The 22,598-nt window shown below is 71.2% G+C and carries 19 protein-coding genes; 14 read left to right on the top strand and 5 right to left on the bottom strand.

Features of this window, described 5'->3' with window-relative positions:
• Nucleotides 1-16 precede the first annotated feature (16 nt).
• The 7 genes from JYJ93_RS37765 (at nt 17) to JYJ93_RS37735 (ending at nt 6,589) form a co-directional block, all read left to right on the top strand.
• Complete coding sequence (locus tag JYJ93_RS37765) at nt 17-805, top strand: hypothetical protein (protein ID WP_206799560.1); 789 nt, start codon at nt 17-19, stop codon at nt 803-805.
• 87 nt (nt 806-892) lie between these two features.
• Nucleotides 893-1,774 carry an SDR family oxidoreductase gene (locus JYJ93_RS37760; RefSeq protein WP_206799559.1) on the top strand — a complete coding sequence of 294 codons (882 nt, stop codon included), beginning with the start codon at nt 893-895 and terminating at the stop codon, nt 1,772-1,774.
• Between the two features lie 226 nt (nt 1,775-2,000).
• Nucleotides 2,001-2,630 carry a ribosome-associated translation inhibitor RaiA gene (gene raiA / locus JYJ93_RS37755; RefSeq protein ID WP_206799558.1) on the top strand — a complete coding sequence of 210 codons (630 nt, stop codon included), beginning with the start codon at nt 2,001-2,003 and terminating at the stop codon, nt 2,628-2,630.
• A gap of 213 nt (nt 2,631-2,843) precedes the next feature.
• The gene (locus JYJ93_RS37750; RefSeq protein ID WP_120576835.1) at nt 2,844-3,305 is read left to right on the top strand and encodes a PTS sugar transporter subunit IIA; all 462 of its coding nucleotides are present in this window, start codon (nt 2,844-2,846) and stop codon (nt 3,303-3,305) included.
• Between the two features lie 23 nt (nt 3,306-3,328).
• Nucleotides 3,329-4,174, top strand: coding sequence for a hypothetical protein (locus tag JYJ93_RS37745; protein ID WP_206799557.1), 846 nt, complete (start codon nt 3,329-3,331; stop codon nt 4,172-4,174).
• Nucleotides 4,175-4,318: 144 nt separating this feature from the next.
• Nucleotides 4,319-5,413, top strand: coding sequence for an alpha/beta fold hydrolase (locus JYJ93_RS37740; RefSeq protein WP_206799555.1), 1,095 nt, complete (start codon nt 4,319-4,321; stop codon nt 5,411-5,413).
• Nucleotides 5,414-5,491: 78 nt separating this feature from the next.
• Nucleotides 5,492-6,589 (top strand): alpha/beta fold hydrolase, encoded by a 1,098-nt coding sequence (locus JYJ93_RS37735; protein WP_242544074.1) that lies wholly within the window; start codon nt 5,492-5,494, stop codon nt 6,587-6,589.
• On the opposite strand, the gene dtd is transcribed toward JYJ93_RS37735, so the two are convergent.
• The 4 genes from dtd to JYJ93_RS37715 are packed head-to-tail and all read right to left on the bottom strand — an operon-like array spanning nt 6,586 to nt 10,441.
• On the bottom strand, nt 6,586-7,047 hold the full coding sequence (gene dtd / locus JYJ93_RS37730) for a D-aminoacyl-tRNA deacylase (RefSeq protein WP_206799553.1): 462 nt from the start codon (nt 7,045-7,047) through the stop codon (nt 6,586-6,588). The genes JYJ93_RS37735 and dtd overlap by 4 nt on opposite strands.
• 54 nt (nt 7,048-7,101) lie before the next feature.
• Entirely contained in the window at nt 7,102-7,935 is an 834-nt protein-coding gene (locus tag JYJ93_RS37725; protein WP_206799551.1) for an ABC transporter permease, read from the bottom strand.
• A complete protein-coding gene (locus JYJ93_RS37720; RefSeq protein WP_206799550.1) occupies nt 7,932-8,846 on the bottom strand; it encodes an ABC transporter permease in 915 nt (304 codons plus the stop codon). Before JYJ93_RS37720 ends, JYJ93_RS37725 begins: the two co-directional genes overlap by 4 nt.
• Nucleotides 8,843-10,441, bottom strand: a complete 1,599-nt coding sequence (locus JYJ93_RS37715; RefSeq protein ID WP_206799549.1) for an ABC transporter substrate-binding protein — start codon at nt 10,439-10,441, stop codon at nt 8,843-8,845. Before JYJ93_RS37715 ends, JYJ93_RS37720 begins: the two co-directional genes overlap by 4 nt.
• Before the next feature lie 107 nt (nt 10,442-10,548).
• Between JYJ93_RS37715 and dacB the strand changes: the two genes are divergently transcribed.
• Nucleotides 10,549-12,813 carry a D-alanyl-D-alanine carboxypeptidase/D-alanyl-D-alanine-endopeptidase gene (gene dacB / locus JYJ93_RS37710; RefSeq protein ID WP_206799548.1) on the top strand — a complete coding sequence of 755 codons (2,265 nt, stop codon included), beginning with the start codon at nt 10,549-10,551 and terminating at the stop codon, nt 12,811-12,813.
• A 262-nt stretch (nt 12,814-13,075) separates the two neighbouring features.
• The gene (locus tag JYJ93_RS37705; RefSeq protein WP_206799547.1) at nt 13,076-13,582 is read left to right on the top strand and encodes a single-stranded DNA-binding protein; all 507 of its coding nucleotides are present in this window, start codon (nt 13,076-13,078) and stop codon (nt 13,580-13,582) included.
• Nucleotides 13,583-13,696: 114 nt separating this feature from the next.
• Here the strand turns inward: JYJ93_RS37705 and JYJ93_RS37700 are convergent, their stop codons facing one another.
• Entirely contained in the window at nt 13,697-14,380 is a 684-nt protein-coding gene (locus JYJ93_RS37700) for a succinate dehydrogenase (RefSeq protein ID WP_206799546.1), read from the bottom strand.
• A gap of 272 nt (nt 14,381-14,652) precedes the next feature.
• Between JYJ93_RS37700 and JYJ93_RS37695 the strand changes: the two genes are divergently transcribed.
• The 5 genes from JYJ93_RS37695 to JYJ93_RS37675 all read left to right on the top strand — a co-directional run bounded on the left by JYJ93_RS37695 (nt 14,653) and on the right by JYJ93_RS37675 (nt 22,294).
• On the top strand, nt 14,653-15,546 hold the full coding sequence (locus tag JYJ93_RS37695) for an Hsp33 family molecular chaperone HslO (RefSeq protein ID WP_206799545.1): 894 nt from the start codon (nt 14,653-14,655) through the stop codon (nt 15,544-15,546).
• Nucleotides 15,547-15,680: 134 nt separating this feature from the next.
• Entirely contained in the window at nt 15,681-16,376 is a 696-nt protein-coding gene (locus JYJ93_RS37690) for a phosphoribosyltransferase family protein (protein WP_206799544.1), read from the top strand.
• Between the two features lie 28 nt (nt 16,377-16,404).
• Nucleotides 16,405-18,333: a selenocysteine-specific translation elongation factor gene (gene selB / locus JYJ93_RS37685; RefSeq protein ID WP_206799542.1), complete on the top strand. Its 1,929-nt coding sequence runs from the start codon at nt 16,405-16,407 to the stop codon at nt 18,331-18,333.
• Entirely contained in the window at nt 18,330-20,840 is a 2,511-nt protein-coding gene (locus JYJ93_RS37680; protein ID WP_206799541.1) for an ATP-binding protein, read from the top strand. Before selB ends, JYJ93_RS37680 begins: the two co-directional genes overlap by 4 nt.
• Complete coding sequence (locus tag JYJ93_RS37675; RefSeq protein ID WP_206799540.1) at nt 20,837-22,294, top strand: sigma-54 dependent transcriptional regulator; 1,458 nt, start codon at nt 20,837-20,839, stop codon at nt 22,292-22,294. Before JYJ93_RS37680 ends, JYJ93_RS37675 begins: the two co-directional genes overlap by 4 nt.
• The last annotated feature ends 304 nt before the right edge of the window (nt 22,295-22,598 follow it).

Below are 22,598 nucleotides of genomic sequence, written 5' to 3'. Positions count from 1 at the left end.
TAGGGTGCCGGCCGCCATGACCTTCATTGCTCCGAGCCCGCGTCGAACCGTGTCCCGCTTCACCGTCCTGGGGGCGCTCGTGGCGCTTACCGGGTGCAGCGGCGGCGAGACGAAGGTCATGACGCTGGCGGAGCTGTCGGACCGCTCGCTCATCTTCGCGCTGGCGGACGTGGATGACGCGGAGACGCCGGACGCGCAGGGCGCGCACCGCTTCACGGCCAGCTACACGGTGGCGCCAGACGGCCCGTGCTCGCGCTTCGCCGACGACGTGACGGCCACCCTCAACGGCCAGCCCATGACGCTGGTGCCGGGCGGCGCGTCGGACGTGGGCGGGCGCTCGGAGGCGTGTGAGAACAGCCGCGTCTACTTCAACTTCGACCCGGCCGCCTGGGGCCGCGAGCCGGTGGAGGACATCGTCGTGCAGTTGCAGGACGCCTCCAGCACCGTGCGCCTGGTGGTGAAGAACGCCAAGGCCAAGCGCAAGTTCACGTTCCAGGGGGAAGGCACCCCGGACAAGCTGCGCGTGGGGCAGTCCTATGACTTCCTCTGGGAGCCTTCCACGGAGGTGCCCGGTCCGGTGGAGGCGCTGCTGTTGCGCGAAGGGGGCCGCGCGCCCGGCGTGCTGCCCGTCACGCAGGATGGCACCAAGGCCACCGTCACCATCGCCGCGGGCACCCCGCAGGCGAACCACACCCTGACGCTGGGCGCGGACCTGGAGGGCGTGGTGAGCGAGTGCACGGGCGTGGCGTCGTGCTCGGGCGCCATCTACCACTCGCAGGACTTCGTGCTCTCCGTGGTGCCCTGAGGCGGGCGGGCAGGCGGCCCGCGCGTGATTGCCGCTCCATGCCAGCGCCTCCACCGTGTGGAAACGCCTTTCCCACGGAGCGAAGACATGGCCCGCAACCCCGATCCCCGCGACGCCGGCCCCAAGCCGCCCTTCCCGGAGCAGACGCAGCCCTCTCCCGGCCACGAAGGCCGCATGGAGCCGGAGCCTGACTACGGCGAGCAGTCGTACAAGGGCTTCGGCCGGCTGCAGGACCGCGTCGCGCTGGTGACGGGCGGAGACAGTGGCATTGGCCGCGCGGTGTGCCTGGCCTTCGCGCGCGAGGGCGCGGACGTGGCGTTCGCGTACCTCAGCGAAGGCGACGACGCCAACCACACCCGCCGCGTGATTGAGGGCTCCGGACGGCAGGCGCTGGCGCTCGCGGGCGACATGGCCCTGGAGGCCACCTGCAAGCGCATCGTCGAGGACACGGTGAAGAAGTTCGGCCGCATCGACGTGCTCGTGAACAACGCGGCCTACCAGGGCAAGGCGGTGGAGAAGTTCGAGGAGCTGGAAGCGGAGCGCGTGGAGCGCGCCTTCAAGGTCAACATCCTCGCGATGTTCCACCTGGTGAAGTACGCGCTGCCGCACATGAAGCCGGGCGCGACCATCATCAACACCGCGTCCATCCAGGCGTACCAGCCCACGCCCTCCATCCTCGACTACGCGACCACGAAGGGCGCCATCGTCACCTTCACCAAGGGCCTGTCCCAGGAGCTCATCGGCCGCGGCATCCGCGTCAACGCCGTGGCGCCGGGCCCCGTGTGGACGCCGCTGATTCCCCAGTCCTACGACGGGGAGAAGGTGAAGGAGTTCGGCAAGAGCTCGCCCACGGGCAGGCCCGCGCAGCCCGCGGAGCTGGCGCCCAGCTACGTGTTCCTCGCGTGTGACGAGTCGCGCTTCGTCAACGGCGACATCCTGGGCGTCACCGGAGGCATGTTGCTCGCCTGAGCGCCACGCACGCGGTGTGGGGGATGGCGGACCGGAAAATGAGGCCCGGGTCGGAATCCCCCCGCCGTGACAGGCAGCGGACACCAGACGTGTCCTGTGGCGGTCGCTTTCGCGAGCGCGAGCCATGAACGGGAAGTTCCAACCTGGGGGGCCGGGTTGCTTTCGGCGTGGGCTCCGTTTCTGATCTGTCACGGAGCTTACCTCTCTCCATAGGAGGCAGCCACGCATGCAGCTCAACATCACCTTCCGTCAGTTCGGATCGTCGGATTCCCTGAAGGAGTACGCCCGTGAAAAGGTCGAGCGGGTGAACCGACTGCTGGACCGGGCGGGTGAAGCCCACGTGGTGCTGTCGTTGGAGCGGCACCTGCACCACGCGGACATCACCATCCACTCCGGCGCCTGGGTCCTCCGGGGGCGTGAGAAGAGCGATGACATGTACGCGTCCATCGACCTGGCGATGGACAAGATCGAACGGCAGCTGCGCCGCTACCGCGACAAGCTCAAGTCGCACCACGGCAAGGAGAAGGTCCACCACCGCCAGGACCTGGTGAAGGTCCGCCACGACGTCTTCGAGGTCCACGAGCCGGAGGAGACCGCCGAGGCTTCCGCGCCCGCCGCCCAGGCGCCGGTGGCCGAGTCGGGCGTCGCCCGCCTGGTGCGCACCACGCACCTGGCCATCCAGTCGTTGTCCGTGGACGACGCCGTGATGCAGATGAACTTGATGAACAACGACTTCTACGTGTTCCAGAACCAGCAGTCCCAGGCGCTGTCCATCGTCTACCGCCGCAAGGAGGGTGGGTTCGGCCTCATCGAGCCGCACCTGCCTGACGCGCCGGTGGCCGCCACCGGCACCTGACGGGCAACCGTCCGTGCCGCGGGGGACCGGGTCCGGGGAGAGCATCTCCGAGCCCGGACCCCGGGACCCGGGGTGTAGGGGAACGGCCCGGGCTGACGCGCAGTGAGCGAAGCGCCTGTCACCGCCCAGGCCACCCTTGCGCGAATCCAGTGTGAGGAGTAATTGCCGGCCGAGGAATCATTGCCGGCCCGGAGCGCCAGTGCGGGAGCGCCATTGAGAATCGCCGATTTCCTCAGCCCCCAGGCGGTCGTCGCGGACATGCAGGCCCGCACGAAACCGGAGGTGCTGCGCGAGCTGAGTGCCACGCTGGCCCGGGCGCATCCGAATCTGCGCGAGGACCGGCTGGTGGCGGTGCTCCAGGAACGCGAGAAGCTGGGCAGCACGGGCATTGGCGAAGGCGTGGCCATCCCCCACGGCAAGCTGGCGGGCATGGACAGCCTCCAGGCGGCCTTCTGCGTGTCGCGCGCGGGGGTGGACTTCGAGTCCATCGACGGCAAGCCCACGCACCTGTTCTTCGCGCTGGTGGCGCCGGAGAACAGCGCGGGGGTGCACCTGAAGGCGCTGGCGCGCATCTCGCGCCTCTTCAAGAACCCGCGCTTCCGGGCGGCCATCCTGGAGGCGCCCTCGGCCGCGGACATCCACGCCCTCATCGTCCAGGAAGACGCGCGGCCCTGAGGGCCTGACAGGAGACGCCCCGCATGGACGTCGTCCTGCGTCCCATCAACGACCGTTTCTTCCATGAGCTGGTGCTGCCGTTCTTCACGCGCGCCATGGGGGATGCCTCCGGCGCGCTGGAGGCCCTGTCCAACCACCTGGGTGACGCGCAGGCGTTCACGCTCTGCCAGCGGCTGGCCTCGTCGGCGTTGCCGGGGGGCGTGGGGTCGGTGGACTCGGACGGGTGGATGGACCTGGTGGACCGGCTGGTGTTCCAGCCCTGGCGCGAGGCGCCCGGCGGCTGGGAGGTGGGCGGGTCCCCCGGCGGCTACGCGGACGAGTGGGACGAGGCGCTGAACCTGGCGCTGATGGTGGAGGACCCGGCCTATCCCTACTGGGACACGAAGGCGGCGCGCGTGGTGCGGGACAACTTCCGCCGGCGCCCCCCGGGCGAGCAGGGGCTGGCGTCGCTCCTGGCCGGGCAGTGGGACCCCTTCCCGGAGTTCCCGCCGGACCGCGTCTTCGTCACGCAGGGCCGCGGGGAGTACGCGGTCCGTGAGCGGTTCGCCTTCGCGGACTGGGCCTGGCGGCCGGCGAAGACGGTGTTGCACTGGCAGGTGAACCTGCCGCGCAAGCTGGAGCGGCTGATGTCGCGGGAGCAGGAGCGCCTGAAGCTGCCGGTGCTGCCGGAGCGCGACGAGGTCTTGGGCTACTGGACGGGGAAGCTGCCCCAGCCGCCGCCCCTGTCCGTGCTGTTCTCCGGCCTGGGCCCGAACGCGGCCACGTGGATCCGCGAGCTGGGCGCGCTCACGCTGCACCTGCGCACCGCCGCGCAGACGAAGCAGGGGCTGGCCGCGCTGGTGACACGCGGGACCACCGTGCGGCTGTGAGCCGCGCGACTCCCTCCGCAATGGAGCCTCCTTCCACGCCGTAGGGACGACAGGCGCTCGTGCCAGCCGTGTCCGCTGGAGCCCATGTGTCGTTCGCGCTCGAAATCCACTTGAGGCCCACCGAGGGCCCGGAAGAATCCGCCCATGTCCCTCTCCTCGCGATGTCCCTCCCGCGTGGTGTTGCTGATCTCCGCGGCCCTGCTGACGGGCGGCTGTGCTTCCTCGCGCGGTGCCGGGCCGGCCGCTACATCCGTCCCTGCGTCCCCCTACGGCGCGGACGCGGCCTACGCGGTGGGGCTCTCGTCGCTGACGGTGGAGGACGCCGCGCGACACCGTTCGTTGAAGGCGGTGGTCTGGTATCCGGCGGCACCCGGTACGCGGATGGAGACGCAGAAGACGTCCGCCATCTTCGCCCCCTTCCTCGGCGCGAAGGACGCGCCGGTGTCGGACGCGCACGAGCGCTGGCCGGTGGTGCTGCTGTCGCACGGCAGCGGGGGCACGGCCATCAACATGTCCTGGCTTGGGGCGCACCTGGCTGCGCACGGCTTCCTCGTCGTGTCGGTGAACCACCCGGGCAACACCTACGGGGACGACAGCCCGGAGGGCTATGCGCGCGGTTATGAGCGGCCCCGGGACTTCTCGGTCCTGCTCGACCACCTGCTGAAGGATGCGAAGTGGGGGCCGCGCATGGATCCGGACCGCATTGGCGCGGCGGGACACTCCATGGGCGGCTACACGGCGTTGGCGCTGGTGGGCGCGCGCATGAACCTGCAATGGATCGCCGAGGGCTGCACCGCGCCGGAGACCCGCGACCACGTGGGCTGTGAGGGCCTGCGGGACGTGGACTACAGCCGCATCGACATGGCCGTCGCGCGTGCGTCGTACCGGGACCCGCGAGTGAAGGCGGCCTTCGCGATGGCGCCGGGCATGGCGGGCTCCTACGAGGCGCGGGACCTGGCGGACATCCAGAGGCCGGTGGAGCTGGTGCTCGCGAAGGGGGACGAGCTGATGCCGCACGAGCTCATGGGCATGAAGCTGGCGGGTCAGCTGCCCGCGGCGAAGACGGTGGTGCTCGACGACGCGGCGCACTTCAGCTTCCTGCCCGAGTGCATGCCGCTGGGCTTCGAGGTCGCGCCTCCGCTGTGCCGGGATGCGGTCGCCGGGACGCGCGCGGCCACGCATGCGCGCACGCAGGCGGAGGCCGTGGCGTTCTTCCGCCGCACGCTGGACGTCCGCTGAGCAGGCGTCACTGAGCCGAGGCGGATGGGCGTCTTCCGGGATTCCCTGCTCCGCCATTCCCAGCCATGCTCCGGGGCCATGTTCCGTCTGCTCTCTCCGATGGGTCCCGTCCTCCTCGTCTCCGTGCTGCTGACGGGCGGCTGTTCCTCCGCGAAGAAGGCCACGGAGGCTCCGCGCACGGACCACACGTCGCTCTACGGCGCGGACGCGGCCTACGCGGTGGGCGTCACGCAGTCGCTGACATACGAGGACGCGGTCCGCCGCCGCACGCTGAAGCCGTGGGTCTGGTACCCGGTGTCCCCGGGCACGCCGATGGACAACCGCGCGCCGTCGGACGTGTTCAAGCCCTTCTATGGCGCGAAGGACGCACCGCTGTCGGACGCTCAGGAGCGCTGGCCGGTGGTGCTGCTGTCGCACGGCAGCGGCGGCTCGGTGATGGACCTGGCCTGGTTCGGTTCGAACCTGGCGGCGCACGGCTTCGTCGTGGTGGGGCTGAACCATCCGGGCAACACGTTCGGAGACACGAGCCCGGAGGGCTTCGCGCGCGCCTACGAACGCCCGCAGGACTTCACGGTCGTCCTGGACCACCTGCTGAAGGATGCGAAGTGGGGCCCACGCGTGGATCCAGCGCGCATCGGCGCGGCGGGACACTCCATGGGCGGCTACACGGCGCTGGCGCTCGTGGGGCTGAACCTGAACCTGGAGTGGATTGAGAAGCGCTGCAAGACGCCGGGAACAAAGGAGGAGATTGGCTGCGAAGGCCTGCGGGACGTGGACTACAGCCGCATCGACATGAAGCACGCGCGGGCGTCATACCTGGACCCGCGAGTGAAGGCCGCGTTCGCGATGGCGCCGGGCATGGCGGCCTCCTTCGAGGCGCGCGACACCGCCGACATCCAGAAGCCCGTGGAGCTGGTGCTCGCGAAGGGCGACGAGCTGATGCCCCACGAAGGGCACGGCATGCACCTGGCAGGGCTGCTGCCGGCCGCGACCACGACGACGGTGGTCCTGGACGACGCCGGGCACTTCACCTTCCTGCCCGAGTGCTACCCGAAGGGCTTCAAGGTCATCGCCATGCTGTGCCGAGACCCGGTGGCGGGGACGCGCCCGGCCTCGCACGCGAGTACGAACGCGGAGGGCGTGGCCTTCTTCCGCCGCACGCTGGACGTGCGCTAGGCCGGAGGCGCGGCCTTCGGCGGGCTCTCCAGCAGGATGGTGACGGGCCCGTCGTTGACGAGCGCGACCTTCATGTCCGCGGCGAAGATGCCGGTGCCCACGGTGAGGCCGCGCTGGCGCAGCGCTTCGCAGGTGCGCTCGTAGAGGGCCTTGGCGGCGACGGGCTCCATCGCTTCGATGAAGCTGGGCCGGCGGCCCTTGCGCGCATCGCCATAGAGCGTGAACTGGCTGACGACGATGAGCTGCTTGGAGGTGTCCTCCAGCGACAGGTTCATCTTCTCGTTGGCGTCCTCGAAGATGCGCAGCGTGGCCAGCTTCTCCACCATCCACGTCATGTCCGCGTCGGTGTCGCCCTTGCCCACGCCCAGGAGCACGAGCAGGCCCGGGCCCATCTCGCTCACACGCTGTCCGTCCACCGTCACCGACGCTTCCAGGACCCGCTGCACCACGGCCTTCATGGATTGACTCCCTTTCGTCCCTGCTTCCTGCCAGGGACGCCCGGGGCCTTCAAGTCAGCGCCCTTCGTGACGGGGATCCATCGCGTCGCGAAGCGCGTCGCCCAGCAGGTTGAAGCCCAGCACGGTGACCGCCAGCGCGATGCCGGGGAAGAGGGCCACGTGCGGCGCCACCAGCAGGTACTGCGTCCCCTGGTCCACCAGCGCGCCCCAGGACGGCGTGCCCGGGGGGACGCCCAGGCCGAGGAAGCTCAGGGACGCCTCCGCGACGATGGCGCCTGGCAGCGCGAACGTCGCCTGCACGAGCAGTGGCCCCGCCGCGTTGGGCAGCAGGTGCCTCACGAGGATGCGGCCCGGACCGCTGCCCAGCGCCCGCGCCGCCTGCACGTAGTCCCGCTCGCGCAGGGTGAGCACCTGTCCACGCGTCAGCCGCGCGTAGCCCGTCCACCCGGTGAAGGACAGGGCGAACACCACGTTGGCGAGGCTGGGACCCAGCACCGCGGTGATGAACAGCGCCAGCAGGATGCCGGGGAACGCGAGCAGCACGTCCACCCCCCGCATCAGCGCCTCGTCCACGAGCCCGCCCGCGTAGCCCGCGATGCCGCCCAGCGTGATGCCCACCGCGGCGGACAGCACCACGGCGAAGAAGGACACCTCCAGCGACACCCGCGCGCCGTACAGCACGTGCGTGAGCACGTCGATGCCGTTCTCCCCCGTGCCCAGAAGATGGCCGGGCGTCGGGGGCGACAGCTCGCGCGTGAGGTCGATGGCGTCCGGCGCGTGAGGGCTGAGCCACGGCGCGAACAGCGCGGTGAACACCCAGACGCACGCCACGGCGAGCCCGAACCGGGCGCCCCACGAGTGCAACCGGAAGCGGCGCGCCGCGCTCATGAGCGCCTCCGCACGCGCGGGTCCACCCACGCATACGTCAGGTCGGTGAGCGTGTTGACCACGACGTAGCAGAACGTGAAGAGGAGCACCGTGGCGCGCACGGTGTTGTAGTCGCGCTTCTCGATGGCGGTGAGCAGCAGCGTGCCCATGCCCGGCCACGCGAACACCTTCTCCGTCACGATGGCGCCGCCGAGCAGCGCGCCGAACTCCAGGCCCAGCACGGTCACCAGCGGCAGCAGCGCGTTGCGGAACGCGTGCTTCCACAGCACCACGCGAGGCGACAGGCCCTTGGCCCGGGCCACCGTGACGTAGTCCTCGTGCAGCACCTCCAACATCGTCGCGCGCGTCATCCGGGCGAGGAACGCCGCCAGCCCTGTGCCCAGCGTGAACGCGGGCAGCACCAGGTTCCGCCACGACTCCGCGCCCGACACGGGCAGCCAGTCCAGCTTCAGCGCGAAGAGGATGATGAGCACCGGGCCCAACCAGAAGCGGGGCAGGGCGATACCCGCCACGGACACGCCCATCGCCGCCGCGTCCACGGGCGTCCCTCGCCGCGCCGCCGCCATCACGCCCAGGGGCAGCGCCAGCACCAGGGACACCGCCATGGCCGACACCGTGAGCAGCAGCGTGTAAGGCAGCGCCGCGCCCAGGGCCGGGAGCACCTTGCGCTGGAACGGAGGCAGCGACGTGCGCAGCTCCCCGGTGGCCAGGTCGCGCGCGAACGTCCAGAGCTGCGCGTACCACGGCAGGTCCAACCCCACGGCCTGCCGCAGCGCCGCGCGGTCCACCTGCGTCGCCTGCTCGCCCAGCATCACGTCCACCGGGTCCCCAGGCACGAGGTGCAGGAACAGCGATACCAGCAGCAGCGCCCCCACCATCGCGATGAGCGCGGACACGAGCCTCCGGGTCACGGCGTCACTTCCCGCGCCTTCGCCAGCGGCAGCAGCAGTCCGTGCGCGCTGGGCTCGAAGTCCGCGAGCCGCGAGGACACCACCGCGACGCTGGCCTCATGCCACAGCGGGATGACGGGGAGGTCGGCGTCCAGCTCCCGCTGCGCCTCCGCGTACAGCGCCTTGCGCTCCTCGCGAGACGCCTGCGTCGCCGCGTCCAGCACCCGGTCCAGCTTCGGGTCCTTCAGGGCTCCGCGATTGAACCCGCCCCAGTGGTTCTCCGGCCCGGGGATGTTCGCGGAATGGAACGCGCCCCGCAGCAGGTCCGGCTCCATCACGGCGGCCCACTTCAAGGTGAACAGCTCGAAGCGCCCCCGGCGCACGTCCTCGAAGAACGTCCCGAACTCCAGCGCCCGCACCTCCACCGCGATGCCGCCCTTCGCCAGCTGCTCCTTGAGCACCAGCGCCACCGCGCGCCGGAAGCGGTCCGTGCTCGTCTTGAAGGTGAAGGACAATCTCGGCTGTCCCCCGGGCCCGTCCGGATCCGGATACCCCGCAGCGTCCAGCAGCCGGGCCGCCTCCTCCGGCGCGTAGCCGCAGCCCGGTGTCTCCGTGAAGGCCCAGTGCTCGCGGGGCAGCATGCTGGATGCGGGCTCCGCCAGCCCGTGCAGCTTGTGCTCCACCAGCGGGCGCACGTCGATGAGGTGACACAGCGCCTGGCGCACCCGCACGTCCGCGAGCGGCCCCTCGCGCAGGTTGATTCCCAGGTACGTGAAGCCCGTGCCCGGCTTCGTCACCACGCGCAGGTGGGGCGCCTTCCGCAGCGCGGGCAGCACCGCCGGGGACACGTTGTTCACCACCAGGTCCGCGCGGCCCTTGAGCAGCTCCAGCACCCGCGTCGTCTCGTCCCGCACCACCCGGAACGTCAGCCTCGATACGGCGGGCCTGCCTCCATGCCAGCCCTCGAAGGGGACCAGCGTCAGGTGCTCTTCATCCGGCCACGACTCGAACCGGAACGGCCCCGCGCCCACCGGGTGCGCTCCCTGCGCCTCGATGCCTCCGGGGCCCACGCGCTCCGCGGGCAGGATGGCCGCGGACAGCTCCGCGAGCAGCGGTGCATAGGGCCGCTTCAAGTGGAAGCGCACCGTGCGGGCGTCCACCACCTCCACGCGCTCCACCGGCTCGTACCGCTCGCGCTTGGGGCTGCCCAGCTTCGGATTCATCAGGGCATCGAAGGTGGCCTTCACGTCCTCGGAGGTGAGGGCGCTCCCGTCGTGGAAGGTCAGCCCCGGGCGGAGGACGAACTCCATCACCGTGGGCGAGACCTCCCGGAAGGACTCCGCCAGCTGGGGCACGGGCCGGCTCGCGTCATCGAAGGTGAGCAGCCCCGGGCTGACGAGCTGCGCCAGCCGCTGTCCATGGGCCGTGAGGGCGAAGCGGTCATCCAGGCTGTCCGGTGGGGCCTCCAACAGCACCGTGATGCCCGCCGGAGGCGCCGGGTCGCGGCAGCCGGAGTCAAGCGCCAGCGCCAGCGCGATGAAGAACACCCGGGCGGCGCGGGAGGGCAGGGGAGGCATGGCGTCTGTCACGAGGTGGATGTCAGGCGGGGCGTCCATGCTGCGACAGCCTTCTTCCTGTTTCCAGGAAGCAGGCAGGCGTGCAGGGTAACGGCGGACGTGGATCCTCCCCCCGCCCTTGCCGCCCCTTTCGTCCCTTCTTCATAATGGAACGCGACTTCCCCGGAGCGTGCGTGCAGGTTTTTCGAACCAGACCCTTCTGGGCAGCGACCGCCATTGTCTTGTGGCTGCCTTCCGCCACCCTGGCCGCGTCGCCGTCCGCCGAGAAAAAGGCCGAACGCGAGGCGCTGAAGAACGCGCTCGTGCAGGTCATGCAGCGCACCGCGCTCAAGAGCAGTCGCGTCGGCGTCCACATGCAGAGCCTGGACGACGGCTCCGTGGTGTTCAGCCACAACGCGGACGAGCTGCTCAACCCCGCCTCCAACGTGAAGCTCGTCACGTCCTCCGCGGCGCTCGTCGCCCTGGGGCCGGAGTTCCGCTACGAGACGGAGTTCCTCGTCGACCAGGAGCTGCCCTCCGACGGCAAGGTCAAGACGCTCTACGTGCGCGGCAAGGGTGACCCCACCGTCACCACCGAGCGCCTCTACGGCATGACCTCCGAGCTGCTCCACGCGGGCCTCAAGGAGGTGCAGGACATCGTCGTGGACGACTCCTGGTTCGACGCCGAGCGCACCCCGCCCGGCTACGACCAGGAGGACTCCGACCGCGCGTACATGGCGCCCACCGGCGCGGTGAGCCTCAACTGGAACGCGATCGCCGTGTATGTGCGCTCCGCTCCCGGCGGCAAGGCCGCGGTGGACATGGAGCCGCCCAGCGACTACTTCGTCGTGGACAGCTCCGTCTCCAGCGGCCCTGGCCGCGCGCGGCGCCTGTCCGTGAAGTCCGCCGCCTTCGGTGACAAGCAGAAGATCATCGTCAAGGGCCAGGTCCCCGACGAGCGCGGCGCCGTCAGCGTCTGGAAGAAGATCGACAACCCGCCCATGTACTTCGGCTACACGCTGAAGCAGCTGCTCGCCTCGCGTGGCGTGAAGGTGAAGGGCAAGGTGAAGCTGGGCCTGGCGCCCTCGCGCGCGAAGGTCGTGTACGTGGCCCAGTCGGACACGTTCGACATCGTCCTCAAGCGCCTCAACAAGCTGTCCAGCAACTTCATCGCGGAGACGCTCCTCAAGACGATGGGCGCGGAGCTGCGCGGCCAGCCGGGCTCGTTCACCAAGGGCGTGGACGTGGTGGAGGAGTTCCTGGACCGCGACGTGGGCATCCCCCGCGGCACCTACGTGATGAAGAACGGCAGCGGCCTCAATGACGCCAACCGCTTCTCCACCGCGCAGGTGGACCGGCTGCTGCGCCACATGTACGAGCGCTTCCCGCTGGCCCCGGAGTACCTGTCCTCGCTGGGCATCGCCGGCAAGGACGGCACGCTCAAGTACCGCTTCGACGGCACGGACGCCGTGGGCCGGCTGCGCGCCAAGACCGGCACCCTGGAGGGCGTCTCCGCGCTCAGCGGCTACGTGCAGTCCGCGGGCGGAGAGAAGTTCTCCTTCTCCATCATGGTGAACGACTACGCGGGCCGCGCCGGCCCCGTCGTCGCGGGTATGGACGCGCTGGGCGCCGCCGTGGCCGCCACCGGCTCCACGCTGGGGCCGGACAACGCGCTGGCCTCGCTCAACGAGGGCCAGAAGCCCCAGGGCGGCCTGCCGGACATCGCCAACCGCGTGAAGACCTACCTGGAGCTGGGCAAGCAGCGCGACCAACGCAACATCGGCTTCCTGCGCACCGCGTGGCGCAGCGAGCGCGACCCCGCCGTGCGCGCCGTGCTGGCGGAGAGCCTCTACCAGTCCAACCCCCACGACTACCTGGGCACCCGCACGCTCCTGGACAGCTACTCCGCCACGGACGACGTCTACGGCCGCCTGCGCCAGGTGGCCCACGCCCTGTCCGTGGGCGTGCCCGGCGTGAGCAGCATGGTGGAGCTGGCCTCCGGCGGAAACACGGAGGCCCTGGCCCGCGTGCTGGAGCTGTGCCGCGCGGCCGGCACCGCCCGCGACCTTGAGGCGCAGGACGAGCTGGCGGATGGCCTGGGCGAGGTGGCCCGCACCGCCCCGGACGAGCTCGTGGTTGCCCTGCGCGCCGCCAGCGCCGTGGAGCGCGACGCGACCGTGCCGCTGCTGGCCCAGGGGCTGGTGAAGACCGGGGACACCTCCCACCCGTTCTGGAAGTCCCTGCGCAAGCTGGGCTCCGGCGGGACGGATCCGCAGCTCGTCGCCTTCGCCAAGGGGCTGGACTCCACCCTCGCCACCAAGACGGCCGAGGCCCGGACCTCCCAGCGCGCCCAGCCCGTCCAGGTGGTCGCCCCGGCCTCCGCCACGCCCAACGTGGTCCCTGCCTCCGGCGTCCTCCGCCCGGGCGGGTAGGGCTCCACCGCCGCATCCCTCCGCCCGGACGTCCCCGTCCGGGCGGGCGGTCCTCCCAGCCGGCTCGCGGCACCTCCCAACACCCCGGAATCCTTGAGGCCTCCCGCCTGGTGGGCAGGCGGACGTGCGTCCCGGGCACCCCCGGCCGTTTAGTGGCCCGGGGAATGTCAGTGGTGGATGCTATGGGCTGAAGGACCTGTCGGGGCGTGTGGCCTCGCAGGTTTGTTCCTGGCCCTAGAGGGGTCAGGTATCGGGAGGAAACATGGCTGGAGGCGTGAACAAGGTCATTCTCATCGGCAACCTCGGGGCGGACCCCGAAGTGCGCTTCACCCCGGGCGGTCAGGCCGTGGCGAACTTCCGCATCGCGACGAGCGAGAGCTGGAACGACAAGAACGGCCAGAAGCAGGAGCGCACCGAGTGGCACCGCATCGTCGTCTGGGGAAAGCTCGCGGAGCTGTGCGGCGAGTACCTCAAGAAGGGACGGCAGTGCTTCGTCGAAGGCCGTCTGCAGACGCGCGAGTGGATGGATAAGGAGAACAAGAAGAACTACACCACCGAGGTCGTCGCCACCTCCGTCACCTTCCTCGGCGGCCGTGACGCCGGTGAGGGCTACAGCGGCGGCAATGGCGGTGGGCGCCGGCAGCAGCAGGGCGGCAACGGCGGCTACGGTCAGGGGCGTGACGACTACGGTCAGCCGCCGCCTCCCATGGATGACGGTGGCGGCATGGGCGGCAACCACGGCGGCGCGGACGACGACATCCCGTTCTAACGCCCTGGGGGCCTTCCCCTGAAAAGCGAACCGGCCGCTCCTGGATGTCAGGGGCGGCCGGTCGTGTTTTCAGCGCCGGAGCGCGAGGCTCCGGCTTCCTGCCGCCCGAAGGCCTCAGCCGACGTCCAGGCCCGCCGGGCTGTACGCCCCGCCCGCGGTGTAGAGCGCGTAGATGGCGCCCCAGGACATGGCCAGCAGGACGAGGAAGACGAGGATGGAGATGGGCTCGAAGCGGCGCATGGAGCGGTCGCTCGCGAGGATGCCCCAGCCCATGCCGAAGGTCTGCAGGCCGTTGGCCAGGTGGTACGAGGTGCCCAGCGTGCCCAGCAGGTAAACCATCAGCGTGGGGCCGTGGTAGTGCATCTCCCGCGCGATGTCCGCGAAGGGCTCCGCGTGACCCTCCATCAGGCGCGGCTGCAGGAAGGCCAGCCAGATGTGGGCGCCCAGGAACGCGAGCACGCCCAGGCCCGCCACGCGCTGCACGATGTACTTGAGGTTGCCGTAGTTGTTGTAGGCGAGGTTGTTGGGCTTCATCGTGAAGATGCGCAACAGCCCCCACGCCGTGTGGATGAGCAGCGGCAGCATGACGATGATGAACGTGAACGCCTGGGCGAACGGGTTCGCGTACTCCGTCACCGACTTTTCCCAGGCCGTCGCGCCGTAGAAGGCGGACAGGTTGTCCCACAGATGGTTGATGACCCAGATGCTCAGGGGCACCACGGCGAGGAACGACCCCAGCCGCGACTTCAAGAAGGGCGTCCGGTCGGTGATGGCTTCGGCGGTGGCTTGGGTGCTCATCGAGTCTCCAGCGGGGCGCGCGGTCGGGTGGGGTGAGGACCCCCGCGAGCCCAAGTCAGGGCCTGGGTGATACGGCCTTCCGGCGGTTTATAGCCGTTCCGTCACGCTGGCTGGATTTCTTCCGCACCGGTCCGTGCCAGCCGGGGAACACCGACTCATAAGCCCTGGCGATGCCAGCCCCCCGCCCTGACTGCTGGCCGCCAGGCGGGCGTCCCGTCCCAGTCCCTCTTCCGTTGGCGGGCGCGGACGGGTGGGGCACGCTAACCAGCCCTATGCCTGATGAGCTTGTCAGTGGATTGTTGAAGGCGTCGGACCTGCGCCTGGTGCTGGCCACCACCGGAGACCTGTCCCGCCAGGCCCGCGCCACGCACCAGAGCATGCCGGCCTCCGCCGCGCTCCTGTCCCAGGGCCTCACCGCCGCCGCCCTCATGGGGTCGCTGCGCAAGGGCACGGACTCCCGGATCAACCTGCAACTGGAGTGCGACGGCCCCCTGCGCGGCCTCTTCGTGGACGGCGACGCGAACGGCGTCGTGCGCGGCTACGTGAAGAACACCCTGGTGGAGTACACCGGCTCGGAGGGGCGCTATCACTGGCGCCCGGTGCTGGGGAACCAGGGCTTCCTGTCCGTGCTGCGCGACCAGGGCGGCGGCGAGTACTACCGCTCGTCCGTGGAGCTGGAGCACTTCGACCTGGTGGCGGACCTGGAGCGCTACTTCCACCAGTCGGATCAGGTGCCCTCGCACCTGATGGTGGCCCAGGTGCCCGGCCTGGTGGACGGCCAGGAGGATGCGCTCGCCACGGTGGTGGGCCTGCTCGTGCAGCCCCTGCCCGACGGGGACCGGGACGCCTTCAAGGCGCTGGGCACCCGGCTCCGGGCGCAGTTCCAGACGGCCGTGCAGGCGCACGCACAGGACGGGGCGGCGACACTCCTGCGCTCACTGGTGCCGGAGGCGGACCTGGAGATCATGTCGCGCTATCCCCTGCGCTTCACCTGCTCGTGCAGCCGGGACCGCGTGAAGCTCGCGCTGCTCGCCATGGGCCGCGAGGAGCTGAAGGACCTGCTGGAGAAGGAAGGCCAGGCGGAGGCCACCTGCCAGTTCTGCACGACGCGCTATGTCATCCCCGGCGCGGAGATCCAGCAGATGCTCACCGAGGGCAGCGCCTGACGTGAAGACAGACATCCGCTTCTACAGCGGATGATTCAGCGCTTCACACCGTCCGGGGAGGCAGGCGCGGCGGTTGTGGCGGGGGCCCGGTGCTCGGGATATGACAGGGCCGCACCTCACCCGGAGCTTTCGCCGTGGCCATCAAGCGGGCAGCGCCGCCGAAGTCCCAGGACCAGCGCAACCCTTCCCCGAAGTCTTCCGTGCCCTCCGCCGCCCAGAAGGACGGGGCGGAGAAGCTCGTCTCCATTCCCAATGACATGGTGCTGGCGCCCCAGGTGGAGGCCCCGCGCCAACCCACCGGCCGCGACCAGTCCCGGCACAAGTCCACCGGCGTGGTGGAGCTGTCGTGGGCGGAGTTCGACCGGAAGGTGCAGCAACTGGCGCGCACCATCCGTCAGGCGTGGGAGCCGCAGGCGGTGGTGGGCGTGGCCCACGGCGGCGTGTACGTGGGCGGAGCGCTCGCGGGCGCGCTCGGCTGCAAGTTCTACCCCGTGCGCATCAGCCGCCGCAGCCGCGACAAGGCCGAGCGCACCCCGGAGCGGGGCCAGCCGCAGGTGAGCGAGGAGATGTCGCCGGAGCTCAAGGGCTGCCGCGTGCTCATCGTGGACGACATCGCCTCCAGCGGGGACACGCTGGGGCTGGCCACGGCGCTCGCGAAGAAGGTGGGCGCGAAGGAGATCCGCACCGCGTGCCTCATCGCGCGGCCGGAGGGCTTCACGCCGGACCACGTGGGGCTGTCCACGGACGCGCTCTTCGTCTTCCCGTGGGACTACCAGCCGGTGATGGGCGACGCCCACCCCGACGACGACCCGGACAAGGCCGGGGCCTAGGGTCCCGCATCAGGGCGCTGACGCGGCGATGATCATCGGGACGGCGGGGCACATCGACCACGGCAAGACGTCCCTCGTGAAGGCGCTGACGGGCACCGACACCGACCGGCTCCCAGAGGAGAAGCGGCGGGGCATCACCCTGGAGCTGGGCTTCGCGCACCTGCCGCTGCCGGACGGGCAGGTGGCGGGCGTGGTGGACGTGCCCGGCCATGAGCGCTTCGTGAAGGCCATGGCCGCGGGCGCGGGCGGCGTGGACCTGGCCGTGCTGGTGGTCGCGGCGGACGAGGGCGTCATGCCCCAGACGCGCGAGCACCTGGACATCTGCCGGCTGCTCGGCGTGAAGGCGGGCGTCGTCGCGCTCACCAAGGCGGACCTGCTGGAGGGCCTGGGCGACGACTGGCGCGCGCTGGTGGAGGCGGACCTCGCCGCGCTCACCGCCGGCACCTTCCTGGAGACCGCGCCCGTGGTGCCGGTGTCCGCGCGCACGGGGCAGGGCCTGGAGGCGCTGAAGGCGGCGCTCGCCCACGCGGGCGCCTCAATGTCACGGCGCCCCGCGGAGGGCCCCGTGTTCCTCCCGGTGGACCGGGCCTTCACCATCAAGGGCTTCGGCACGGTGGTGACGGGCACGCTGTTGTCCGGCGCGCTGGCGGTGGATGACGCGGTGGCGCTGATTCCCTCGGGGGCCGGCGCGCGTCCGGGCCCCTTTCGCGTCCGCGGCGTGCAGGTGCACGGCCAGCCGGTGGCGCGCGTGGAGGCGGGGCAGCGCGCGGCGGTGAACGTGGCGGACGCGCAGACGGAGGACGTGCACCGGGGCATGGTGCTCACGCGCGCGGGCGAGCTGCCGGAGACGTCCATGCTGGACGTGGAGCTGACGCTGCTGCCCGCCGCGGAGGCCCCGCTGCCCAGGCGGCGCAAGCTGCTCTTGCACCTGGGCACCGCGCAGGTGGAGGCCACGGTGGCGCTCCTGGACCTGGACTCGCTTTCGCCAGGGGAGACGGGGCTCGCGCAGCTGCGGCTGGAGTCTCCGGTGGGCGCGCTCGTGGGCCAGCGCTTCATCCTGCGCGGCTCGCGCGCGCTGCCGGGCCGGGGCGCCACGGTGGCCGGGGGGCGCGTGCTCTCCATCACGCCGCCGCGCCGGCGCAAGGGGGCGTCCTCGGTGGTGCGGCCGCTGCTGGAGGCGGACGCGGCCGGGCAGGTGGCGTGGCTCCTGCGGCAGGCGGGCTACGCGGGGCTCACGCAGACGGAGCTGTTCGGCCGCTCGGGGCTTTCGCCCAGGGTGCTCGCGCGCACGCTGGAGCTTTCGGGCGCCAAGGGGCAGGTGCTGCTGGTGGACCGCGACCGGCGGCTCTACGTGGCGCAGGACGTGTTCGAGGGCCTGCGCCAGCGCTCGCTCGCGCTGCTTGCCGCGTTCCACGAACGCGAACCCATGCGTGAAGGCCTGTCCCGCGAGGAGCTCCGTCAGCGGCTCTCCGCCCAGTTGGACGTGCGCCTGTTCCAGCGCGTGGTGCAGGCGCTGGTGGACTCCGGCGGCGTGGAGGCGGAGAAGGACCTGGTGCGCCTCAAGGGCCGGGGCCGTACGCTCACGCTGGGCGACGAGGCCGCGCGCACGCGCCTGTCCGCGGAGCTGTCCGCGGCGGGGCTCGCGCCGCCCACCGTCACGGAGCTGTCGCGGAAGCTGGGGCTTGCGCCCGCGAAGCTGCAGGAGCTGTTGAAGGTGCTAGTGGCCTCGGGCACCGGCGTGCGGGTGAGCGAGGAGCTGTGCTTCGACGCGGGCGCGCTGGAGGACCTGCGCGGGCGGCTGGTGACGTACCTGAAGGAGCAGAGGGAGATTTCCACGCAGGCCTTCAAGGAGCTGGTGGGCCAGAGCCGCAAGTTCAGCATCCCCCTGTCGGAGTACTTCGACCGGGAGAAGGTGACGCTGCGGGTGGGGGACAAACGGGTGCTGCGTCGCGGATGAGCTCCAAGACCTACAACGAGCAGGAACTGCGTGCCCTGGTGGATGCCTTCACCCAGCCCGTGCTGGTGGTGGAGGGCGAGGGGCGCGTCTGCGTGGCCAACGCCGCGTACGCGCGGCTGCTGGGCCTGCCCGTGGCGCAGGTGGAGGGCCGCTCCTTCCTGGACTTCGTCCAGCCGGAGGACCGCAGCCGGATGGCGGACCGCTTCCACCGGGTGGCCACCGGCGCGCCGCTGGACGGGCGTCCCCAGCTCTACAAGATATTCAGCGTCCACGGGACGACGGGCGAGCTCTACGTCCAGGCCAACCCCCTGCGCCTGGACACCGGGCGCTTCGCGCTGCTGCTCAGCTGCATGGTGATGGCGGAGCGCCCCCGGGAGCTGGCGGTGGCGGAGCGGCTGGTGGACACGTCCGCGGGGCTGGTGTCCGCGCGCTCGGAGGAGGGCGTGCGGCGCGTGGCGCTGGCGGGCCTGGAGGCCGCGGGCTTCCGGGCGCGCATCCTGCGCTGGGACGGCACCCGGTGGGTGGCGCGCGACGGCGTCTCCCTGCCGGCGGACACGCACCTGGCGCTGGAGGCGCTGTCGGACGGGCGGCCGGTCTTCGGCGGCGCGGACCAGGCGCAGCCCACGCACGCGTACCTGCCGGTGGGCGGGCCGCGGTCGGAGGTGCTCTGGGTCGCGGGCCCGTGGGTGGCGCCGCGGCACGGCTCGGTGCTGACGCTGTTCGCGAAGGTGGTGGGCGCGGCGCTCGCGGACGCCCACCTCCAGGCGGACGGCGCGCGCAGCCGCTGGGAGGTGGAGTCGGTGGCGGAGATGGCGCGCTTCGTGGCGCAGCCCGTGCCTCCGCCGCCGGAGACGTTCCTCGCGCGCGTGGCGGAGCTGCTCCAGGCCCGCGCGGTGGCGCTGCACGTCGTCCCCGGGCCGGGGCAGGCCCCCCGCCTCTCCGCCCAGGTGGGGTTGGAGGAGGGGAGTGACGCGGACGCCGTGCGCGCCACCGGCGTGCTGCTGGCCGCGTCGCTGAGGGAGGACGGGGGCGTGCTGTCGTCAGAGGCGCAGGGGCGCGCGCTGGAGACGCTGTCCCAGGGCCGCCTGGGCAGCGGCACGGCGGCGCGGCTCACCCGCGGCGGTGAGAGCGTGGGCGTGGTGCAGGCGCTGCGCGCGAAGGAGCGCCCGTTCGATGAACGCGACGCGCGGCTGCTGTCCACGCTCGCGGAGCTGCTGGTGACGCTCCTGGAGCAGCGCCGCCTGCGCGCCGAGTCCGCGCGCCAGCTCACGGAGACGCGCCTCCTGCTGGACCTGGCGCGCACCACCTCCGGCGTGCTGGAGACCGCGAGCATCCTGGACGTCGCGTCCGACTTCCTGGTGCACCTTCTGGACGTGTCCAACTGCTTCATCCTGCTCTACGACGAACAGGCCAAGGTGCTGCGCGGCGCGGCGGCGTCCGCGACCCACCGCGACCTGTTCCGCACGGTGGTGGTGCCGCTCGACAGCGACGACCTGGCCGCGCGCGTGGCGCTGGAGCGCAAGCCCATCGCGGTGGAGGACCTGACGTCCGCGAGCGCTTCGGTGAGCGCGGTGCTCATCGACCGGCTGGGGGAGAAGGCGCTGCTGGGCCTGCCGCTCACCTCGCGCGAGGAGCTCATCGGCGTGGTGCTGGTGGACGACGTGCGCGGCCCGCGCCCCTTCGGCCCGGAGCTGATTGAGCTGGCGGAGGCGACGTGCGGCCAACTGGCGCTGTCCATCGCCAACGCGCGCCTCTACGAGTCGCTGTGGGCCAGCTACGCGGAGCTGGCCGCCACCCGCGCGGAGATGGTGAAGCGCGAGCGCTTCGCCGCGCTGGGCGAGCTGTCCGCCATCGTCGCCCACGAGGTGAGAAACCCCCTGGGCGTCATCTTCAACGCGGTGGCCACGCTCCGGCGCATCATGAACCCCGGGGGGGACACGGCCATGCTGCTGGACATCGTCGCGGAGGAGAGCGACCGCCTCAACCGGATGGTGGCGGACCTGCTGGACTTCACCCGCCCGCGCAACCCGGTGCTCCAGCCGGAGGACCTGCTGCGCGTGCTCCAGGACGCCTTCGATGCCGCGCGGGCTCAGGCCCCCACGGAGCGCCCGGTGTCCCTCTCCATCGAGGTGGAGCCCGGCCTGGCCGCGGTGCCCATGGACCGGCGGCAGATCCGCCAGGCCCTGTTCAACGTGGCCGTCAACGCCATCCAGTCCATGCCCCAGGGCGGCGAGGTCCGGGTGCGCGCGCGCCGGGACACGCATGGCGGCCGCGAGCAGCTGCGCATCGACGTGATGGACGGGGGGCCGGGCATCCCGGCGGAGCTGCTCCACCGCGTCTTCGAACCCTTCTTCACCACCAAGGCCCAGGGCACCGGCCTGGGGCTGGCGGTGGTGAAGCGCATCCTGGAGGAGCACCGCGGCGAAATCGCCGTGGAGAGCGCCGCCGGACGCGGAACCACCTTCACCTTCTGGCTGCCGCTCACGCAGCCCCAGTCCCTCTCATGACCGACGCGACCACCCCGGTTCCCCGAGGACGCATCCTCGTGGTGGACGACCAGCGCAACATGCGCGCCACCACCGCCCTGCTCCTGCGCGCGGAGGGCTACACCGTCAACGAAGCCGCCACCGGCGAGGAGGCCCTGGGCAAGCTCGCGCACGAGCGCGTGGACCTGCTCCTCACGGACCTGAAGATGGAGCCCATGGACGGGCTCACGCTGCTCCGGCGCGCGCTGGAGGTGGCCCCGCGCCTCCAGGTCATCATGATGACGGCCTTCGGCTCCATCGACAGCGCGGTGGAGGCCATGCGCCTGGGCGCCTACGACTACGTCACCAAGCCCTTCAAGGAAGGCGAGCTGCGCTACCGCGTGGAGCGGGCCCTGGAGCGCGCCCGGCTCCAGGCGGCGGTGGACAACCTCACCTCGGAGTTCAATGAGCGCCACGGCCTGTCCGCGCTGGTGGGCCGCAGCCAGGCCATGCGCGAGCTCACCACGCGCCTGTTGCGCGTGGCCCAGAGCGACGCCACCGTCCTCATCCAGGGCGAGAGCGGCACGGGCAAGGAGCTGGTGGCCCGCGCCCTCCACGCGCACAGCCGCCGCAGCAGGCAGCCCTTCGTGCCCGTCAACTGCGCGGCCATCAGCGAGACGCTGCTGGAGAGCGAGCTCTTCGGCCACGCCAAGGGCGCCTTCACCGGCGCGGTGAAGACGCGCCGGGGCCTCTTCGAGGAGGCGGACAACGGCACGCTCTTCATCGACGAGGTGACGGAGACGAGCCCCACCTTCCAGTCCAAGCTCCTGCGCACGCTCCAGGACGGCGAGGTGCGCCGCGTGGGCGAGTCCACCGCGCTGCGCGTGGACGTGCGGATCGCCGCGGCCACCAACCGCGACATCGAGCTGGAGGTGAAGGAGAAGCGCTTCCGCCAGGACCTCTACTACCGCCTCAACGTGGTGCTCCTGCGCGTGCCCCCGCTGCGCGAGCGCCTGGAGGACGTGCCCGCGCTGGCGGAGCACTTCCTGCAACGCGCCAACGCCCGCAGCCCCCGGCCCCGGCGCCTGTCCGCCACCGCCGTGGAGCACCTGATGACGTACAACTTCCCCGGCAACGTGCGTGAGCTGGAGAACCTGGTGGAGCAGGCCGCCGCGCTCGCCGAAGGCGACGAGCTGCTCCCCGAGGACTTCCCGCTGCGCCCCCAGAACCGCGCGCCCTCCTCGGACGCCGCGCCCGTGCCGGAAGCCACGGGCCTGCCCCCCACCGACGCCGCGCGGCCCGCCAGCGCGGAGGCCACGGGCCCCACGCTGGCGGAGGTGGTCGAGGACGCGGAGCGCCGGGCCATCGTCCAGGCCCTCGAGCGCCATGGCGTGGACCTGGCCCGCGTGGCGGATGAGCTGGGCGTCTCCTCCACCACGCTGTGGCGGAAGATGAAGCGGCTCAACCTGCGACCTCCCGCCGGCGCCCGCGAATAGCCTCACAGCGAACTCACACCTGCCTCCGGGTATGAGTGCAGATCCGAAATCGCCCCCGTTCAGGGATGAAAAAACCAACCTCCTGAATTCGTTGATTGTTTTCATCCATGAAACGCGATTTCAGGGCTGCAATGGGGCGGGACTGTTGCCCGGTCGTCCAAGTGCCTGAGAACTCTAGATTTCCGCCTCGTACGGGCGCTGGCATGGCACCTGCTAAAGGGTTAGCTCGGGACGCATCGAAGCGAGGCTGAAAGTGGTTCCCCCCCACCCTTTCAGCACTTCCGGTGCGTTACCTTGAGAAGAC

This window comes from Corallococcus sp. NCSPR001 (assembly GCF_017309135.1).
Classification (GTDB): Bacteria; Myxococcota; Myxococcia; order Myxococcales; family Myxococcaceae; genus Corallococcus.
The sequence above is the reverse complement of the archived record's forward strand: the minus strand, read 5'-3'. Positions and strand labels throughout refer to the sequence as shown.

Excerpts from the sequence above, each read along its gene's own strand:
- JYJ93_RS37725 (WP_206799551.1), bottom strand. The coding sequence starts at position 7,935 with ATGAGCGCGGCGCGCCGCTTCCGGTTGCACTCGTGGGGCGCCCGGTTC.
- dacB (WP_206799548.1), top strand. The coding sequence starts at position 10,549 with ATGGAACGCGACTTCCCCGGAGCGTGCGTGCAGGTTTTTCGAACCAGA.
- JYJ93_RS37695 (WP_206799545.1), top strand. The coding sequence starts at position 14,653 with ATGCCTGATGAGCTTGTCAGTGGATTGTTGAAGGCGTCGGACCTGCGC.
- raiA (WP_206799558.1), top strand. The coding sequence starts at position 2,001 with ATGCAGCTCAACATCACCTTCCGTCAGTTCGGATCGTCGGATTCCCTG.
- JYJ93_RS37765 (WP_206799560.1), top strand. The coding sequence starts at position 17 with ATGACCTTCATTGCTCCGAGCCCGCGTCGAACCGTGTCCCGCTTCACC.
- JYJ93_RS37715 (WP_206799549.1), bottom strand. The coding sequence starts at position 10,441 with ATGGACGCCCCGCCTGACATCCACCTCGTGACAGACGCCATGCCTCCC.
- JYJ93_RS37675 (WP_206799540.1), top strand. The coding sequence starts at position 20,837 with ATGACCGACGCGACCACCCCGGTTCCCCGAGGACGCATCCTCGTGGTG.
- JYJ93_RS37760 (WP_206799559.1), top strand. The coding sequence starts at position 893 with ATGGCCCGCAACCCCGATCCCCGCGACGCCGGCCCCAAGCCGCCCTTC.
- JYJ93_RS37740 (WP_206799555.1), top strand. The coding sequence starts at position 4,319 with ATGTCCCTCTCCTCGCGATGTCCCTCCCGCGTGGTGTTGCTGATCTCC.
- JYJ93_RS37705 (WP_206799547.1), top strand. The coding sequence starts at position 13,076 with ATGGCTGGAGGCGTGAACAAGGTCATTCTCATCGGCAACCTCGGGGCG.
- JYJ93_RS37680 (WP_206799541.1), top strand. The coding sequence starts at position 18,330 with ATGAGCTCCAAGACCTACAACGAGCAGGAACTGCGTGCCCTGGTGGAT.
- selB (WP_206799542.1), top strand. The coding sequence starts at position 16,405 with ATGATCATCGGGACGGCGGGGCACATCGACCACGGCAAGACGTCCCTC.
- JYJ93_RS37700 (WP_206799546.1), bottom strand. The coding sequence starts at position 14,380 with ATGAGCACCCAAGCCACCGCCGAAGCCATCACCGACCGGACGCCCTTC.
- JYJ93_RS37735 (WP_242544074.1), top strand. The coding sequence starts at position 5,492 with ATGTTCCGTCTGCTCTCTCCGATGGGTCCCGTCCTCCTCGTCTCCGTG.
- JYJ93_RS37745 (WP_206799557.1), top strand. The coding sequence starts at position 3,329 with ATGGACGTCGTCCTGCGTCCCATCAACGACCGTTTCTTCCATGAGCTG.
- dtd (WP_206799553.1), bottom strand. The coding sequence starts at position 7,047 with ATGAAGGCCGTGGTGCAGCGGGTCCTGGAAGCGTCGGTGACGGTGGAC.